Raw genomic sequence first — 16,327 nt, forward strand, 5'->3', positions numbered from 1 at the left:
ACCATGGGCAATACGCCGCGTCATTTCCTCGATCTCACCGAGATGCCGGTCGAGGAGCTGCGCAACGTGCTGGCGCTGTCCAGCGCGATGAAGAAGACCTTGAAGGCGCGCGAGCCGGCGAAGAAGCCGCTCGAGGGCAAGGTGCTGGCGATGATCTTCGACAAGCCGTCGACCCGCACCCGCGTGTCGTTCGACGTCGGCATGCGCCAGCTCGGCGGCGAGGCGATCATGCTGACCGGCACCGAGATGCAGCTCGGCCGCGGCGAGACCATCGCCGACACCGCGCGCGTGCTGTCGCGCTATGTCGACGCCATCATGATCCGCATCCTCAGCCACGAGGCGCTGCTCGAGCTCGCCGCGCACGCCACCGTGCCGGTGATCAACGGCCTGACCCGGCGCTCGCATCCCTGCCAGGTGATGGCTGACGTGATGACCTTCGAGGAGCATCGCGGCTCCATCGAGGGCCGCACCGTGGCCTGGACTGGCGACGACAACAACGTGCTGGCGTCCTGGGCGCATGCCGCCGAGCGCTTCAAGTTCCGGCTCAACGTCGCCACCCCCCCGCAGCTGTCGCCGGGCAAGCCGATGAAGGATTTCATCCGCGCCACCCGCGCCGACATCCATCTCGGCCACGACCCGGAAGTGGCCGTGGCGAATGCCGACTGCGTCGTCACCGACACCTGGGTGTCGATGGGCGACAAGGACGGCGAGCATCGCCACAACCTGCTCAAGCCGTATCAGGTCAATTCGAAGTTGATGTCCTTGGCCAAGCCCGAGGCGCTGTTCATGCACTGCCTGCCCGCCCACCGCGGCGAGGAGGTTACCGACGAGGTGATCGACGGCCCGCAGTCCGTCGTCTTCGACGAAGCCGAAAACCGCCTGCACGCCCAGAAGGGCATCCTGGCGTGGTGCTTCGGCGAGCGGGCGTAGGGTTCGACGGCGCTACACCACAATTGTCGTCCCGGCCTTGAGCCGGGACCCATACCGCGTGATCGAACTGGTTTGCAGCGGTGGCCGTTGCTCTGCTTAGTTGTCGGGATCGTGGTTCGTTCGTCAAGGCCTGGTGTGGGCTACAAGACGAGTGACTACTACCGACGTCCCTCGATAGCATCCGCGGTATGGGTCCCGGCTCAAGCCGGGACGACAGCCGGGGGGTGCCCTTCCATTCGTGCCAAAAAACCCCAAATACGCCCCATGACAGCCAATCCCCCCGCTACCAACATCAACCTCGACACCAGCCGCGCGCCCTCGGCGGTGCCGGTCGACGACGCCGTGCTGCCGTTCGAAGTCGCGGCGCTCGATCTGCGCGGGCGGCTGACCCGCATGGGCCCGGCGCTCGACGACATCCTCACCAAGCACGCTTATCCCGCGCCCGTGGGCAAGCTGCTCGGCGAAGCCATCGTGCTGACGACACTGCTCGGCTCCTCGCTGAAGTTCGACGGTCGCTTCATCCTGCAGACCCAGACCGATGGGCCGGTCTCGTTTCTGGTTGTCGACTTCCAGGCGCCCGACCGGTTGCGCGCTTACGCACGCTATGACGAGGCGCGGCTCTCGGAAGCGAAGGACTCCGGCGGCCTGCTCGGCAAGGGCCATCTGGCGATGACCATCGACCAGGGCGCCGACATGAGCCGCTACCAGGGCCTCGTCGCGCTCTCCGGCGGCAGCCTGGAGGAGGCCGCGCACGAATACTTCCTCCGCTCCGAGCAGATTCCCACGCGGGTGCGCCTCGCCGTCGGCGAGGAGTGGAGCGGCGGCAAGCACCGCTGGCGCGCCGGCGGTCTGCTGACGCAATTCCTGCCGCAGGCGCCCGAGCGCCTGCGCCAGGCCGATCTGCATCCCGGCGATGCGCCGGAGGGTACCGAGCTGCACGCGGTCGAGGAAGACGAGGCCTGGATCGAGGGTCAATCGCTGGTCGCGACAGTCGAGGATATCGAGCTGATCGACCCGGCGCTGTCCGGCGAGCGGCTGCTGTATCGCCTGTTCCACGAGCGCGGCGTGCGCGTGTTCGACACCGTGCCGCTGCAGGCGCGCTGCTCCTGCTCGCGCGACGCGGTCGCCAACATGCTGAAGAGCTTCTCGTCCCAGGACCGCGCCGACATGGTCAAGGACGACAAGGTCGTCGTCACCTGCGAGTTCTGCTCCTCGGTCTATCAGTTCACCCCGCACGAGGCGGGCGTGACGGAGAACTAGGCCGTCGATTCACGACGCGACGGCCCGGCAGGAGTGATTGGACGGCCGGCGATGCGCCAGCGAGCGATGCCGCAAGGCGTGATGCGCAACAGGGCGCCGGATCGTGACGCGATGGGATGGAGTCGCATTACTGATCAGTTCGCACAAACCTCGCGACAAGCGCCTCCAGCAATATGTCACTCGACCGCTTGATCTCGGCGGCCGGCACGTCCTGCAAGAACAGGGTCAGAACGCCGTTCGAAGCCGCCCAGATCGTTCGTGACGCGGTGTCCACGTCGGTCGTCAAACGCCCTTGGGCTTCAAGCCGCTCGACCACCGCCCGCATGAGTCCGAAAGCCTCTCTGGACGCGCCTGGGTCCGACCGGGTTTGATCGATCATCATGCGGAACAATTTTGGTCGTTCGAGTGCGAAAGCGATCCAGCCGTTCCAGCCGCGCTTCAGATCGGCGAGGGCGTCAGCGGTGTGACGGTTGGTCCGCTTCTGTGTCATGAACGTCTCGACCCCCCGCAAGACCAGGGCACGCAGCAATCCGCTCTTGTCACCGAAGTGGTGATAGAGCGTTGGCGCGGTGACGCCCGCCGCTTGGCACACCGCCCGCGTCGTCACGGCTTCGGGGCCCTGCCGTTCCAGGATTTCAGCGGCGGCGGATAGAATCTGATCTTCGGTCGACATCGACAGTCCCTGACGGATCTTGCATTGGCCTATAGCGGTGCTATATGAGTGCTATAGCAACGCTATAGAGGTAGCATGAAAAACGTCTTTGTCACAGGCGGCTCCGGCTTCGTCGGCAAGCGCCTCATCGCGCGGTTGCGGGAGATGAATGTGCGAGTGGTCGCGCTGGTTCGCAGCGACGAGGCGGCGGCGGCCGTCGAGGGCCCGGGTGTCGTGACCCGTCGGGGCGACCTTCAGGATGAGATGGCGCTGACCGAGGGTATGCAAGGGTGCGACACGGTCTTTCACGTGGCCGGGCACTTGAGCGAGTGGGACCCTCATGCGCTGTTTCGCGAGGCCAATGTTGACGGCACGCGCAAGATGCTGGCCGCCGCCAAGGCGGCTGGCGCATCGACATTTGTCGCCGCCGGAGCCGCCGCGGTGGTGATGGGACGTCCGAAGCCGATGAGGGACGTCAGCGAGGATGCGACGCTGCAAAGGCCGTCCTGGGCGCCCTACATCGCGACCAAGGCGGACGCCGACCAGATGGTGCGGCAGGCCAACACGGCTGCGTTTCGCACGATCGTGGTCCGGCCGCCGCTGATCTGGGGCGAGGGGATGCCGATGCTCGATGCCATGGTCGAAACCGCGAGGGCAGGTCATTTCGCGCTGCCCGACGGCGGTGGACAGCTCATGTCCACGAGCCACGTCGACAATGTCGTCGCATGCCTGCTATTGGCGGCCGAAAAAGGCCGGGGCGGGCAGGCCTACCATGTCACCGACGGGCAGGCCGGCACGCTCAAGCAGGTGATCACCGATCTGCTCGGCACCCGGGACGTTCCCCCCATCCAACGATCCGCACCGTTCGGCATCGCCTGGCGCATGGCGGCCGTCATGGAGACCGTCTGGCGCATGTTTCATCTGCGCTCCAAGCCGCCGATCACGCGCCAGACACTGCGCATGATCGGCCAGGATTTCACGCTCGACATCAGCAAGGCGCGAAGCGACCTCGGCTACACCCCGGTCGTGACCTGGGCCGAAGGCATCGCGCGCATGCGGGGATGATCGAAGGGCGTCGCGCTGGCGGCACGGTGGCCCCGACGGCGCCTCCGAGCGTGATCGCGTTCCCACGATCGCGAGCGGTGGTCGCGGGCGGTGGGCACGGCACCGTGCACTTGTGCCTCTATCGTCGGGCCTCCAAGTGCCTTTTGCCCGCCCTATGGTCCGGTGCTTCGTCGCTATTAGTTCATCCTGGATCGTGCCGACCGCACTGCCCGTCGCGCTCCTTTGTCGCAGCAACAAACAACTTGTGTCGTCGGGCAAATCACTGGCACATTTCCGCGCGTCTCTGCTGCCGCATGAGGGGCGTTTCGCGACCGTCACGAACCGTTGGCAGTGGGATGCGATGGGCGTGTATTGCCGCAGCGTGGATCAGTCCGCGCGGACGAACGGCGATGCACGCACGGTCAAGTCGCGCGGTCCTGATATCCCGACGCTGATATCAACTCACGCCGGAGCTTTCGCTTCGCGTGGGGATGGTGGCCAGAAAGCACGGCGCACCAGGGAGAACGCGAAGCAGCCGTTAAAACCGATCGCGCAGGGAGGGCCGGGTCGTTCCGGCTGAACCTGTGGTACCTGCCGCCTGCATTCTTTTCGCAGGCGGGCCACGGGCCTCAGCCGAGGCCCGGCCTTCCCTGCGCCCTCTGCTTTGAGAGGGCGAACGAACCGACAAAGCTCGGGCGCGGGATGCGTCGCGAGAATGCGAAGTGCTGTGACGTCAGTCAGAGAGGGGCGGTGTGACGCAATCTCGCTTCGACAGAAATGGTGTCGTCCCCGCCTAGTGCGCAATTGCGCACGTCGCGCGGGGAGCCATAACCACAGGGTCTTGTGGTGAAACGGCATCGTCGCTCCAGCCGTCGCCAAACTGCACACTGTGGTTATGGGTCCCGGGTCGGCGCATCCGCCAACGCTGGCGCGTTGTCGGACGCTTGCCCGGGACGACAGCTGAGCAGAAGTCAGCGGGTGTGCCGGGCCGATACGCGATGAACGTTGAAAGCCAAGTACAAAAATGCGGGTGCACGATCGGTCATCAGCCGAACCAAGTGCACGCTCGGCTAATTCAACACCCGCTTGCCGCCGTCCGGGCTGTCGAGCGAAAACGCCGGCACGGCGATGTCGAAGTGCTCGCCGCTCTCGCTCTCCATCTGGTAGGAGCCGGCCATGAAGCCGGACGCGGTGGTGAGCGGCACGCCGGAGGTGTATTCGAAGCGCTCTCCTGGCGCGAGCACCGGCTGCTCGCCGACCACGCCCTCGCCGCGCACCTCCTGCTGCCGGCCGATCCCGTCGGTGATGATCCAGTGGCGGCTGCGCAGCCGCACCGTCTCCTCCCCGCTGTTGGTGATGACGACGGTATAGGACCAGAACCAGCGGCCATCGGCCACCGAAGACTTCTCAGGCAGGAAGTTCGGTTCGACGGTCACTTCGATGTGGCGAGTCACGGCGCGATACATGGTGGCATTGTAGCGGAAACCCGCGCCGGAACCAATCGCGACGCCATCGTGCTTTCAACACAGTTCCGCATTATGGCACCAGAATCGCGGACTCTGTCGGCCGTACGCGCGGTCCGTTCCTTGGACTCGGATCGGGCGCGGCCGGCAGACCCTGGCGGCGATCGACCTGTCCTGCGTCGTGCGATCGCCCACCAGCTGGCCGCCAAGGTCGAAAAACTGGGCACGGCCCAGCTGATAAGTCCTTCATCGCTTGCGCAAAAACTGCGCAGCCCTACATTTCCCCTGCCGGGCCTCGAAGGCTGGCAGCCTTGACGCGGTGCCTGATGACGTCGATTGCCGATCGCCTTGCCGGACCGTCCGCCCCCGCAGCCAGCGCCGCACCCGCGCCGGCTGCGGAGACCGCCGCCGCGGCGAGCGCGGCTGCACCTGTGGTCGCATCAGCATCAGCCGTCGCGGCCGCGCCGGCCGCCACTGCTGCACCCGCCACCACCGCTGCTCCGGCGATCACCTTCCCGGCGGTCGGCGAGCGCGAGCTGCGGCTCGACCTGTTTCGCGGGCTGGCGCTATGGCTGATCTTCATCGACCACCTGCCGCCGAACCTGCTGACCTGGTTCACGATCCGCAACTACGGCTTCTCCGACGCCACCGAGATCTTCATCTTCATCTCCGGCTACACGGCGGCATTCGTCTATGGCCGGGCGATGCAGGATGCCGGCTTCATCGTCGCCACCGCGCGCATCCTGCGCCGCGTCTGGCAGATCTACGTCGCCCACGTCTTCCTGTTCACGATCTTCCTCGCCGAGATCTCCTACGTCGCGACCAGCTTCGAGAACCCGCTCTACACCGAAGAGATGGGGATCATGGATTTTCTCAAGCAGCCGGACGTGACCATCGTGCAGGCGCTGATCCTGCGCTTCCGCCCCGTCAACATGGACGTGCTGCCGCTCTACATCGTGCTGATGCTGTTCCTGCCGCTGATCCTGTGGCTGATGCGCTGGCGTCCGGATGTCACGCTCGGGCTCTCGGTCGTTCTCTACGCACTCACCTGGGAGCTCGATCTCTATCTGACGGCCTATCCGAACGGCTTCTGGGCGTTCAACCCGTTCGCCTGGCAGCTCCTGTTCGTGTTCGGTGCGTGGTGCGCGCTCGGCGGCGCCCAGCGCATGTCGCGCATCATCAACTCGCCGATCACGCTCGGGCTCTGCGTCGCCTATCTGGTCGCGGCGTTCTGCGTGACCTTGACCTGGTACATCCCGCAGCTCGGCCATCTGATGCCGCGCCGAATCGAGCAGTGGATGTATCCGATCGACAAGACCGACCTTGACGTGTTGCGCTTCGCGCATTTCCTCGCACTCGCAGCACTCACCGTGCACTATCTGCGCAAGGATTGGCCGCTGTTGAAGTCGCCGTGGCTGCGCCCGCTGATTGTTTGTGGGCAACACTCGCTCGAGATCTTCTGTCTTGGCGTATTTCTGGCGTTTGCGGGCCACTTCGTCCTTGCCGAAGTGTCCGGCGGCGCCATGATGCACGCGGTGATCAGCCTTTGCGGCATCCTCATCATGTGGGGGGTGGCGTCGTTGATTTCGTGGTACAAGCGTGAGGCCGATAAGGGCGCCGCGCGAAAAGGTGCGCGCAGCAACGCCGATCTGGCGGGAGGGGGCTGATGAAGTCCGTCTCGTGGTTAAGGTTTGGTATCGCGGCGCTGGCTGTTTCGCTGGCGGCCTCCGCGCGCGCGGAAGACGCGCCGCAGAACTGCGAGGTGCCGGCCTACCTGCTGACCACCGAGAGCCCGCTCCCGAAGGTTGCAGACGCCGTCAAGAACGGCCGCACACTCGATATTCTCGTCGTCGGAAGCCGCTCGTCCTCGATCGTCAACACCTCCGACGCCAATGCGTACCCCGCCCGTCTGCAGGCTGCGCTGAAGGACAAGCTGCCGGCGGTCGCCGTCAATCTCAGCATCGAGCTGCAGCCCAAGAAGACGGCCGAGGAAGTCGCGGGCAATCTCGTTAAACTGGTGGAAGGAAAAAGGCCTAATTTGGTCATCTGGCAGACCGGCACGGTCGACGCCATGCGGTCGATCGATCCTGATGAGTTCCGGCAGGCGGTCGACGACGGTGTGGCGACGCTGCAGAAAGCAGGAGCTGACGTCGTCTTGATGAATCTGCAATACAGTCCGCGGACGGAAACATTGATCTCCGTGCCGCCCTATGTCGACAACATGCGTGTGGTGGCGCAGCACCGCGACATTCCGCTGTTCGATCGGTTTGCCATCATGCGGCAGTGGAACGAGCAGGGCGATTTCGACCTGTTCAATCCGACGCACGGGGTCGAGCTGGCCAGGCAGGTTCATGACTGCATCGGCCGGGCGCTGTCGAAGTTCATCATCGACGCGGCGCATATCGGGCCGGCGCAGCAGAACTAGGATTATGTCGTTCATGACGTCGAATGAGTGTCACCGCGTATCCGGGACATGGGAGAAGCTTTCGGCCGTTGCGGTCATTGCCATCGCCCTCGCGCTGAGCCCGCAGACGGTACGGGCGCAGAGCGCAGCGCCGGCTGCACCCGCCGCGCTGTCCGATGTGGAGAGCTCCGGTCCGAAGACTCCGCTGATCAGCGAGCTGCGACCTAGCATCGGACACGTCACATTGGCGCAGGCGAACGATCAGGTGCGCGGGCCGATCGCCGCGGTGCGCCCGGCGGCCACGACCGCGCCGCCTGCGGCGACGACTGCGCCGGCCATGACCGACGCACAGCCGCCGGCCGCAGCCGGGCAGGCCGTCGCGGCCACGCCGCCGCAATCGCGCAGCATCACCGAGCGGGCGATCGACAAGGTCAAGCAGGTCGCCAAATCGGCCACCGACATCTTCAACCGCGTGCCATGCCTGGCGCCGAAGGGCGTCGCGAAGAAGAATTTCATTTCGCTGCCGCACGTCGCCAACAAGCTCGCCTCCGGCCTGCCGATCGTGATCGTCGCCTTCGGCTCATCGTCGACGCAGGGCTATGGCGCAAGCGCGCCGGACTACACCTATCCGAATCGGCTCGCCGCGCAGCTGCGCCGGCAATATCCGATGGTCGACATCAGCGTCATCAATGCCGGCGTCGGCGGCGAGGATGCGCCGGAGATGATGAAGCGGATCGAGACGTCGGTGATCGACCGTCACCCGGATCTCGTGATCTGGCAGGTCGGCACCAATGCCGTGCTGCGCGATCTCGATCCGGCCGAGACCGCCAGGCTGGTCGAGGACGGCGTCGCCAAGATCCAGGCCGCAGCCTCCGATGTCGTGCTGGTCGATCTGCAATATTCGCCGCGCGTGAACGAGCGGCAGGAGAGCGCGGGTCGCATGAACAAGCTGCTCGGCCGCATCGCCGAGCTGCATCACGCCGGCATCTTCCCGCGCTTCGAGGTGATGCGCGACTGGCACGAGCGGCAGGCGATCCCGATGAACGAGTTCGTGATCTCGGACGGCTTGCACATGAGCGATTGGGGTTATGCCTGCTTCGCGCAACTGCTCGGCGACGACATCATCCGCTCGGTTGGCCAGGTCAAGCTCGGCATCAACGCGCCGGCCGAGGTGCCGACCTATCGGCCGATGTGACGCCGCGGGCGTTATCCCGGGGCGCTCGCCGCGCGAGCGAACCCCGGAATCCGGAGGTGATGTGCGGATGAGGAATGACGAGTAGCGCGCAGGGATGAGATCGGTCTACTCGCGACGCCACTTCACCATTCGCTACGCCGCGCTGAGGGCGGCGTCGAGATCCTCGATCAGATCGTCGGCATGCTCGAGCCCGGCGGAGAAGCGGATGAAGCCCTCGCTGATGCCGAGCTCGGCGCGCGCGTCCGGCGTCAGCCGCTGATGCGTGGTCGTCGCGGGATGCGTGACCAGCGTCTTGGCGTCGCCGAGATTGTTGGAGATGCGCGCGAGCCTCAATCCGTTGAGCATACGGAACGCCGCCGCCTTGCCGCCCTTCACCTCGAAGCCGACCAGGGTCGAGCCGGCGCGCATCTGCTTCTTGACCGTCGCCGCCTGCGGATGGTCCTCGCGTCCGGGATAGATCAGCCGCGAGATCTTCGGATGCGCGGCGAGAAAATCGGCGACCTTGCCGGCGGTCTCAGTCTGCGCGCGCACGCGCACCGCGAGCGTCTCCAGGCCCTTGAGCAGGACCCAGGCGTTGAACGGCGAGATCGACGGGCCGGTCTGGCGCATGAAGTTGTGGATGTGCTCGGCGATGAAGGCTTCCGACGACAGGATCACGCCGCCGAGGCAGCGGCCCTGGCCGTCGATGTGCTTGGTCGCGGAGTAGACGACGACGTCCGCGCCGAGCGCGAGCGGGCTCTGCCAGATCGGCGTGGCGAACACATTGTCGACGATCAGCCGCGCGCCATGGGCGTGCGCGATCTCGGCGATCGCGGGAATGTCCATCACGTCGAGCGTCGGATTGGTCGGGCTCTCGAGGAAGAAGCTCTTGGTATTCGGCCTGACCGCCTTCTGCCACTGGTCGAGATCGAGCCCATCGACCAGCGTCGACTCGATACCGTAGCGCGGCAGGAGATCCTCGACCACGTAGCGGCACGAGCCGAACAGCGCCTTGGCCGCGACGACGTGATCGCCGGCCCGCAGGGGCGCCAGGATCGCGGTGGTGACGGCGGCCATGCCGGTCGCCGCGGAACGGCAGGCCTCGGCGCCCTCGAGCTCGATCATGCGGCGCTCGAACATCGCCGTGGTCGGATTGGAGAAGCGCGAATAGATGAAGCCGGGATCCTCGCCCTTGAAGCGCGCCTCGCACTCCTCGGCGGTGGCGTAGACGAAACCTTGTGTCAGATAGAGCGCTTCGGCGGTCTCGCCGAATTCGGAGCGCAAGGTGCCGGAATGCACCAGCCGGGTTTCGGGACGACACTGGGCGAACGACGCCGGGGCCTTCGCGGGGGACTTCGACATGTGACCTCCATCGTGGCCACCGCCTCGGGCGATGGGCACAAAAAAACCGGCCTGGGAAAACTCCTCACGGCCGGGATCACATTCGTCCCCGGCCTGTTTAGCGACTTATTTAACGTGGCTGCAAGCCGGCCGGCTCAAATCACCACGGGATAAGTCGTGCTCATAGTCGCAACCGGCCTTTCCGTCAAGCCGGCCATCGGATAACCGGTCAAAAGACCCTATATTGGCTCCCCAAGCCGCCGTTCCGGCGCCTGCAAAGGATCAGGCCTTGCCGTTTTCGCTTCCCGCCGACGCCCACGGCATCCTCCCCGATCGCATGATCGTGGCGATGGCGGAGGCCGGCCTGATCATTCCCGAATATGATTTCGTCGAGAGCCAGATCCAGCCGGCGAGCCTGGACCTGCGGCTCGGCGACGTTGCCTATCGGGTGCGCGCGAGCTTTCTGCCAGGGCCGGGGTCGACCGTCGCCGAGCGCATCGACGAATTGAAGCTGCACGAGTTCGCGCTTGCCGATGGTGCCGTGCTCGAGACCAACTGCGTCTACATCGTGCCGCTGCTGGAGAGCCTGGCGTTGCCGAAGGACATCGTCGCGGCCGCCAATCCGAAGAGCTCGACCGGCCGGCTCGACGTTTTCACCCGCGTGATCGCCGACGGCACGCGACGCTTCGACATGATCGGCGCCGGCTATCACGGTCCGCTCTATGCCGAGATCAGCCCGAAGACGTTTCCGGTCCTGTTGCGCGAAGGCTCGCGCCTGTCCCAGGTTCGCTTCCGCTATCGCGACGCGGTCCTGTCGGAGGACGAATTGATCGCGCTGCACCAGGCCGAGCGGCTGGTGGATCGCGATGATGCGGATCTCGCCGGCGGTGTCGCTCTGTCCGTCGACCTCTCAGGCAGCAATGCGAACGGCTATGTCGGCTACCGCGCCAAGCGCCATACCGGCGTCGTCGACGTCGACCGCCGTGCCGGCTATCCGGTCGAGGAGTTCTGGGAGCCGATCAAGGCACGGCCCGATGGCAGCCTCATCCTCGATCCCGGCGAGTTCTACATCCTGGCCTCGAAGGAAGCCGTGCAGGTGCCGCCGGACTACGCCGCGGAGATGGTGCCGTTCGATCCGCTGGTCGGCGAATTCCGCGTCCACTATGCCGGCTTCTTCGATCCCGGCTTCGGCTATGCCGGCGCCGGCGGGCAGGGCTCGCGCGCGGTGCTCGAGGTGCGCTCGCGCGAGGTGCCGTTCATCCTCGAGCACGGCCAGATCGTCGGCCGCCTAGTCTACGAGAAGATGCTGGCGCGTCCCAACGCGATGTATGGCAGCCGCATCGGCTCCAACTACCAGGCCCAGGGCCTGAAGCTTTCCAAGCACTTCCGCTTCTAGCCGGCTGCGTCTGCCGCGCACCCCCAATGCGCCTGCCGCACAGGGCGCGCGCCAGCGCCGTGCTAGGAAAGCGAAAGCAATCGAACGATAAGACGGCCGCGACCTGCGCGGCCGAGCGGGGAGCTGAGATGTCCGAGATCGGCCTGGCCGACAATCCGGTCGGCGAGGGGCGTGCATTGCCGCCCCCCGAGAAGCCGATGCGGAATAAGCTCGTCGACGGCCCCATTCTGCGCACCCTGCTGTCGCTGGCCTGGCCGAACATCATCGCCAACACGGCCGGCACCTGCGTCGTCATTGCCGAGACCTCCTATATCGGCCGGCTCGGCATCGAGGCGCTGGCGGCGATGGCGCTGGTGTTTCCGCTGGTGATCCTGACCATGACGATGTCCGGCGGCGCGATGGGCGGCGGTGTGGCCTCGGCGATCGCGCGGGCGCTGGGCGCCGGCGACACCGATCGCGCCTCGACGCTCGCCTCGCATGCGCTGCTGATCGCGCTGCTGTTCGGCGCGACCTTCATGATCGGCATGCTGGTGTTCGGCCCGGCCTTGCTGGAGTTGCTCGGCGGCCGCGGCGCGGTGCTGAGCCATGCCACGGCCTATCTGCAGATCTTCTTCGGCGGCGCGATCCTGCCCTGGCTGATGAACTCGATGGCCGGCATCCTGCGCGGCACCGGCAACATGAAGCTGCCGTCGTTCATGATCCTGAGCTCGGCGATGCTGCAGATCGTGCTGGGCGGCACGCTCAGCCTGGTCCTCGGGCTCGGTATGCGCGGCGTCGCGGCCGGCGCGCTGCTGGCGTTCTGCGTCAGCATCTCGGTGATGGGCTGGTACCTATTTTCGGGGCGCGCGCGCGTCCGGCCGAAGCTGCGCGGCCTCAGGATCAGCGGCGCGATGTTCGCCGACATTCTCAAGGTCGGCGCCGTCGCCTGCTTCTCGCCGCTGCAATCCGTGCTGTCGATCGCGATCTTCACGCATATGCTGGCGTCGTTCGGCACCGCGGTGCTCGCCGGCTACGGCATCGGCGCGCGGCTCGAATTTATGATGACCACGGTCGCCTTCTCCGTCGGCATGGCCTCGGTGCCGATGGTCGGCATGGCGATCGGCGCGCAGCGAATCGCGCGCGCCCGCCGCATCGCCTGGACGGCGGGGCTGGTGTCGTTCGCGTCGGTTGGCGCGCTGTCGACGCTGATCGCGATCGTCCCACAATTGTGGGTCGACATCTTCACCCAGGACGAGAGCGCGCGCGGCGCCGGCCGGCACTATCTGCAGGTCGCCGCGCCGATGTATGCCTTCATCGGCCTGGCGATCTCGATGTACTTCTCTTCGCAGGGCGCAGCCAGGGTGATCGGTCCGGTGCTGGCGCAAACGGTGCGGCTCGTGTTCATCGCCGCAGGTGGCTCTTATCTGTTGAGCCATGCCGCGACCGAGGGCGACTTCTTCATGCTGGCGGCGTCCTCGATGGTGCTGCTCGGCGTGCTGACGCTCGCGAGCGTCATGCTCACGCGGTGGGGGCCGAAGCCGGCCGCGGCGCTGGAGCTGCGCCCGGCCGTGCTGGCGGCCGGACGCGGTCCTGACGCGCACGCGCCGCCCCCGGCGCGTGTCGGCTGAGCCGCTATCCGCGCAGCCTGCCCAACGTGTCCTGCATCGCGCGCGCGCCGAGCTCCATCTGCTGCTCGATATAGGGCGCGATCTCGTGCGGCAGCACGTCGGTGGTCCAGATCACCCGGCAGCGCTCCTCGCCTTCCGCGATGATCTGAAACGAGGCACTGTGCTGGCTGATGCGTTCGTTCCTGATGGCGTAGACGAGGCGCCGGCGTTGATCGTTGCAGTCGACCAGCTGCTCGCGCACCACGCTGCCGTTGGCGAAGCTGACAATGCGGACGTCTCCGTCGAGCCTGGTGCCGGTCACGAAGCCGCGCGCCACCCTGGTATGAACGGCGCCGAAATCGCGCACTGCGTCCCACACTGCACCCGCCGGGGCCGCGATCGGAATATCCTTCTGGATGGATGCCATGACGCTGACCTCACGGACATACGGCTTCGATGTTGTTGCCGTCGGGATCGATCAGGAAGGCGGCGTAATAGGTCGGGCTGTAGTCCGTGCGCGGCCCGGCGCCGCCATTGTCGCCGCCTCCTGCCTTCAAACCCTCGCTGTGGAATCTGGCGACCGCCGCGTGGTCCTTGGCGCGGAACGCGATATGCGCGGTGCCTTTGCTGGCGCCCTTGTCGAGATACAGCCACAGCGCCGGCTGCCCCTTCGGGCCGATTCCCGCCGACGCCTCGTCCTTGGAGCAGAGGATGTGGCCGAGCGGCGCCAGCGCGGCGGTGTAGAAGCGGACGCTGGCGTCGAGATTGCCGACCCTGAGGCCGATATGATCGTACATCGATGATCTCCATGCTTAGCATGCGGCTGCCGCACGCGCCGGGATCATCCAATCAATGGCGGCTCAGACGGTCTTGGAGAATCTTGCGCTCGCCGCGCGAGGCCTTGCGGAACTTCGCCGGCGACACGCCGGCAGCGCGCGCGAAGGTGCGGGTGAAATTCGACAGATCGGCAAAGCCCGAATCGTAGGCGATGGCGGTGACCGGCGTATCCTCCTCGCTGAGGCGCCGCGCGGCGTGCCGCAGGCGGGAGCGGATCAGATATTGGTGCGGCGTCACGCCGATCGTAGCGGCGAACATCCGGAGGAAATGAAACGGGCTGACGCCGGCCTCGCCTGCCGCAGCCGCCAGGTCGATGTCATCATGCGCATTGTCGTCGATCCACAACGCGCTCTCGACCGCGCGCCGTCGGTCGCGAGGGCCTGGTGTCGCGGCGCGCGCCTGCTGGCCCGTGGCGGTCGCGACGAAGCGGCTGGCGATGATATGGCCAATCTCGTCGAGGCCCAGGGTCTGCTCGCGCGCGGCGACGGCCTCTGCGAGCTCAGCGAGGACCATGAGCTCCGGCAGCGGCGGCATCGCGCCGGCCCGCCAGGCCTGCCTGTCGCCGCCGATCTCGTCGATCAGCGCATCGTCGAAGAAGAACGACAGGCATTCGTCGCCGCAGACGTGGTCGTGCGTACACATGAACTCATCGCCGGGATGCCCGACCAGCAGCGCGCCGGTGACCAGCTCGAAGACGCGGCCGCGGTGCCGACAGCCGAAGCTGCCCTTGCGCACATAGGACAGCGAGTAGCCGGCATACTGCTCGACATAGGGACGCTCGCCCGGCATCGCTGCACAGCGGAACTCGGACACGGTGACGTCACGGCTTTCGAACAGGATGGTGGCGGTCATCCTGCAAATCTAGCGCATTGCGGAGGAAAGTGGAGGGCGATGCGCGAGATAATATCGCGCGACGCGAGGCGTCCGCTTACGACGCGCGCGGCCGGTCGACGGCGAGAAACGCGTCGAACAGCGTCAGGCCCGCATGAGGCCGTGCGCCTTCGAGCGACAGCAGCCGACGCTTGGAGACGATGCCGCTGTTGGGCGACGGCTTGTCGAGGCCGTTGCCGATGTCGCGGACGCGATGGCAAGGGACGATCAGGACGAACGTATTCTTGGTCAGTGCCTGCGCGATCGAGTTCAGCGCCTTGGGCACGTGCAGTTCGTCTGCGATCGCGTCGGCGGTGCGCGTCTCGCCGCGCGGAATCGCGCGAATGCAATCGTAGACGCGCTGGTTGAAGGGCGTGACGCCGTCGAGGTCGAGCGCAACGTCGGAGAAGTCGACCTCCTGCCCGCGCAGCATGGCCGCGATGCCTTCGATGGCGAGTTCAGTATTCGAACACGAGCGCTGCTCCCGTGCGTCGGGAAACTGACGAAACAGGCGCCGCCGCGTCTCGATTTCCCGCGCTTCCGGCAATTGTACGCCGGTGATTCCGGCATCGCTCCATGCAATGCCGCAACGGCCGAGGGCCGTATCAAAGATCGTATACCCACGCCCCATGACGCCACCCCAACCCCACGCACATCATATCATCGTCACGATCGCCCGCATCAACTTTGTTTACAAAGTGTTAACAGCGCGGCGTGACGGGGGCGGGTTTGCCCTGATTTGGGTGATGGTTGTCAAGCGTTGCGTTGCGATCTCTGTTGTCGCAGGCGAGACGCGATCGATCAGAGCTCAGACGAGCGGCTCACCATTCCGGTGCGATCGCCAGCAAAATCAGGATCATGCGCGAGCCACAGCTCGAGGAGGCTTAGGAAGGTCACGGCGATCCCGACCGTGATGCTGACATGCATCGCCGATGTATGCGCGAACCCGAGCAGCCACGGCGCTGCAATCAGCCATACGCCAAGCGCAACCTTCAGCCACTCCTCCCAATCGGCGAACGCCACGAGGCCGCCGAACGAGAGCGCGACGACGGCAGCTCCCGCCAGCTCAGCATCGATCCGGCCGGCGCTGCGCGCGAAGCCGAACAGCGCGGGCGCGAAGGCCAGGAACAGGCCGCAACCGAGCGTGTAGAGGTCGAGCGCCGACGGGCCCGACATGAAGGCGAGGGTTTTCGAGGGGGCGGTCGGAGACTTGTGGCCATGGCTCTGCATGATGTGAACTCCCAGCACACGGCGCGGCGACGCGAGCGCCGGCTCCAATGGCAAGGCGAGATCGCCCAATCTGTTCCCGAGACTTGCGGTTGCGACCGATCACGATCGGGCGATCCGGCCATCGCAGACCTTTCGCGTTC

16 protein-coding genes and 1 riboswitch are annotated in these 16,327 nt (G+C 66.0%); of the genes, 8 read left to right on the forward strand and 8 right to left on the reverse strand.

Annotation, left to right across the window (positions count from 1 at the left end; all coding sequences use genetic code 11):
• The first annotated feature begins 3 nt into the window (after window positions 1–3).
• Together argF and ACQR1D_RS03950 are read left to right on the forward strand one after the other, a co-directional pair.
• Entirely contained in the window at window positions 4–930 is a 927-nt protein-coding gene (gene argF, locus ACQR1D_RS03945; protein ID WP_315801770.1) for an ornithine carbamoyltransferase, read from the forward strand.
• Between the two features lie 264 nt (window positions 931–1,194).
• Window positions 1,195–2,190 carry an Hsp33 family molecular chaperone gene (locus ACQR1D_RS03950; RefSeq protein ID WP_316181999.1) on the forward strand — a complete coding sequence of 332 codons (996 nt, stop codon included), beginning with the start codon at window positions 1,195–1,197 and terminating at the stop codon, window positions 2,188–2,190.
• Window positions 2,191–2,317: 127 nt separating this feature from the next.
• On the opposite strand, the gene ACQR1D_RS03955 is transcribed toward ACQR1D_RS03950, so the two are convergent.
• Complete coding sequence (locus tag ACQR1D_RS03955) at window positions 2,318–2,863, reverse strand: TetR/AcrR family transcriptional regulator (RefSeq protein ID WP_316181998.1); 546 nt, start codon at window positions 2,861–2,863, stop codon at window positions 2,318–2,320.
• Window positions 2,864–2,938: 75 nt separating this feature from the next.
• On the opposite strand from ACQR1D_RS03955, the gene ACQR1D_RS03960 reads away from it, so the two are divergent.
• Window positions 2,939–3,907 carry an NAD-dependent epimerase/dehydratase family protein gene (locus ACQR1D_RS03960; protein WP_434838116.1) on the forward strand — a complete coding sequence of 323 codons (969 nt, stop codon included), beginning with the start codon at window positions 2,939–2,941 and terminating at the stop codon, window positions 3,905–3,907.
• A 1,049-nt stretch (window positions 3,908–4,956) separates the two neighbouring features.
• Here the strand turns inward: ACQR1D_RS03960 and apaG are convergent.
• Complete coding sequence (gene apaG, locus ACQR1D_RS03965) at window positions 4,957–5,352, reverse strand: Co2+/Mg2+ efflux protein ApaG (RefSeq protein WP_315801592.1); 396 nt, start codon at window positions 5,350–5,352, stop codon at window positions 4,957–4,959.
• Window positions 5,353–5,675: 323 nt separating this feature from the next.
• On the opposite strand from apaG, the gene ACQR1D_RS03970 reads away from it, so the two are divergent.
• From ACQR1D_RS03970 to ACQR1D_RS03980, 3 genes are read left to right on the forward strand one after another with little or no spacing between them, the layout of a single operon-like run.
• Window positions 5,676–7,016 (forward strand): OpgC domain-containing protein, encoded by a 1,341-nt coding sequence (locus ACQR1D_RS03970; protein ID WP_316218163.1) that lies wholly within the window; start codon window positions 5,676–5,678, stop codon window positions 7,014–7,016.
• Window positions 7,016–7,774, forward strand: coding sequence for an SGNH/GDSL hydrolase family protein (locus tag ACQR1D_RS03975; RefSeq protein ID WP_315801590.1), 759 nt, complete (start codon window positions 7,016–7,018; stop codon window positions 7,772–7,774). Before ACQR1D_RS03970 ends, ACQR1D_RS03975 begins: the two co-directional genes overlap by 1 nt.
• A 13-nt stretch (window positions 7,775–7,787) precedes the next feature.
• Window positions 7,788–8,948 carry a GDSL-type esterase/lipase family protein gene (locus tag ACQR1D_RS03980; protein ID WP_316237349.1) on the forward strand — a complete coding sequence of 387 codons (1,161 nt, stop codon included), beginning with the start codon at window positions 7,788–7,790 and terminating at the stop codon, window positions 8,946–8,948.
• Between the two features lie 132 nt (window positions 8,949–9,080).
• Here ACQR1D_RS03980 and ACQR1D_RS03985 read toward each other — a convergent pair whose 3' ends face one another.
• Window positions 9,081–10,289: an O-succinylhomoserine sulfhydrylase gene (locus ACQR1D_RS03985; protein ID WP_434838115.1), complete on the reverse strand. Its 1,209-nt coding sequence runs from the start codon at window positions 10,287–10,289 to the stop codon at window positions 9,081–9,083.
• 76 nt (window positions 10,290–10,365) lie between these two features.
• Window positions 10,366–10,445: riboswitch (SAM riboswitch) on the reverse strand.
• 112 nt (window positions 10,446–10,557) lie between these two features.
• Here ACQR1D_RS03985 and ACQR1D_RS03990 point away from each other — a divergent pair.
• The gene (locus ACQR1D_RS03990; protein ID WP_316181992.1) at window positions 10,558–11,664 is read left to right on the forward strand and encodes a 2'-deoxycytidine 5'-triphosphate deaminase; all 1,107 of its coding nucleotides are present in this window, start codon (window positions 10,558–10,560) and stop codon (window positions 11,662–11,664) included.
• A gap of 128 nt (window positions 11,665–11,792) precedes the next feature.
• Window positions 11,793–13,271: an MATE family efflux transporter gene (locus ACQR1D_RS03995; RefSeq protein WP_434838114.1), complete on the forward strand. Its 1,479-nt coding sequence runs from the start codon at window positions 11,793–11,795 to the stop codon at window positions 13,269–13,271.
• A gap of 4 nt (window positions 13,272–13,275) precedes the next feature.
• Here the strand turns inward: ACQR1D_RS03995 and ACQR1D_RS04000 are convergent, their stop codons facing one another.
• From ACQR1D_RS04000 to ACQR1D_RS04020, 5 genes are all read right to left on the reverse strand, one after another.
• Complete coding sequence (locus ACQR1D_RS04000; protein WP_316218166.1) at window positions 13,276–13,677, reverse strand: SRPBCC family protein; 402 nt, start codon at window positions 13,675–13,677, stop codon at window positions 13,276–13,278.
• Window positions 13,678–13,687: 10 nt separating this feature from the next.
• Window positions 13,688–14,047, reverse strand: coding sequence for a VOC family protein (locus ACQR1D_RS04005; protein ID WP_434838113.1), 360 nt, complete (start codon window positions 14,045–14,047; stop codon window positions 13,688–13,690).
• A gap of 52 nt (window positions 14,048–14,099) precedes the next feature.
• Window positions 14,100–14,939: a helix-turn-helix transcriptional regulator gene (locus ACQR1D_RS04010; protein WP_434838112.1), complete on the reverse strand. Its 840-nt coding sequence runs from the start codon at window positions 14,937–14,939 to the stop codon at window positions 14,100–14,102.
• 76 nt (window positions 14,940–15,015) lie between these two features.
• Window positions 15,016–15,588 (reverse strand): methylated-DNA--[protein]-cysteine S-methyltransferase, encoded by a 573-nt coding sequence (locus ACQR1D_RS04015; RefSeq protein WP_316218167.1) that lies wholly within the window; start codon window positions 15,586–15,588, stop codon window positions 15,016–15,018.
• 170 nt (window positions 15,589–15,758) lie between these two features.
• A complete protein-coding gene (locus tag ACQR1D_RS04020; RefSeq protein WP_315801580.1) occupies window positions 15,759–16,187 on the reverse strand; it encodes an SPW repeat protein in 429 nt (142 codons plus the stop codon).
• Window positions 16,188–16,327 lie beyond the last annotated feature (140 nt).

Source organism: Bradyrhizobium sp. HKCCYLRH2047 (assembly GCF_051168175.1).
Classification (GTDB): domain Bacteria; phylum Pseudomonadota; class Alphaproteobacteria; order Rhizobiales; family Xanthobacteraceae; genus Bradyrhizobium.

What these genes read in the sequence shown, in the direction of transcription:
- ACQR1D_RS03995 (WP_434838114.1), top strand. Translation starts at nt 11,793, where the DNA reads ATGTCCGAGATCGGCCTGGCCGACAATCCGGTCGGCGAGGGGCGTGCA.
- ACQR1D_RS04005 (WP_434838113.1), bottom strand. Translation starts at nt 14,047, where the DNA reads ATGTACGATCATATCGGCCTCAGGGTCGGCAATCTCGACGCCAGCGTC.
- ACQR1D_RS03955 (WP_316181998.1), bottom strand. Translation starts at nt 2,863, where the DNA reads ATGTCGACCGAAGATCAGATTCTATCCGCCGCCGCTGAAATCCTGGAA.
- ACQR1D_RS03980 (WP_316237349.1), top strand. Translation starts at nt 7,788, where the DNA reads ATGACGTCGAATGAGTGTCACCGCGTATCCGGGACATGGGAGAAGCTT.
- ACQR1D_RS04010 (WP_434838112.1), bottom strand. Translation starts at nt 14,939, where the DNA reads ATGACCGCCACCATCCTGTTCGAAAGCCGTGACGTCACCGTGTCCGAG.
- ACQR1D_RS04020 (WP_315801580.1), bottom strand. Translation starts at nt 16,187, where the DNA reads ATGCAGAGCCATGGCCACAAGTCTCCGACCGCCCCCTCGAAAACCCTC.
- argF (WP_315801770.1), top strand. Translation starts at nt 4, where the DNA reads ATGGGCAATACGCCGCGTCATTTCCTCGATCTCACCGAGATGCCGGTC.
- ACQR1D_RS03975 (WP_315801590.1), top strand. Translation starts at nt 7,016, where the DNA reads ATGAAGTCCGTCTCGTGGTTAAGGTTTGGTATCGCGGCGCTGGCTGTT.
- ACQR1D_RS04015 (WP_316218167.1), bottom strand. Translation starts at nt 15,588, where the DNA reads ATGGGGCGTGGGTATACGATCTTTGATACGGCCCTCGGCCGTTGCGGC.
- ACQR1D_RS03970 (WP_316218163.1), top strand. Translation starts at nt 5,676, where the DNA reads ATGACGTCGATTGCCGATCGCCTTGCCGGACCGTCCGCCCCCGCAGCC.
- apaG (WP_315801592.1), bottom strand. Translation starts at nt 5,352, where the DNA reads ATGTATCGCGCCGTGACTCGCCACATCGAAGTGACCGTCGAACCGAAC.
- ACQR1D_RS03950 (WP_316181999.1), top strand. Translation starts at nt 1,195, where the DNA reads ATGACAGCCAATCCCCCCGCTACCAACATCAACCTCGACACCAGCCGC.
- ACQR1D_RS03960 (WP_434838116.1), top strand. Translation starts at nt 2,939, where the DNA reads ATGAAAAACGTCTTTGTCACAGGCGGCTCCGGCTTCGTCGGCAAGCGC.
- ACQR1D_RS04000 (WP_316218166.1), bottom strand. Translation starts at nt 13,677, where the DNA reads ATGGCATCCATCCAGAAGGATATTCCGATCGCGGCCCCGGCGGGTGCA.
- ACQR1D_RS03985 (WP_434838115.1), bottom strand. Translation starts at nt 10,289, where the DNA reads ATGTCGAAGTCCCCCGCGAAGGCCCCGGCGTCGTTCGCCCAGTGTCGT.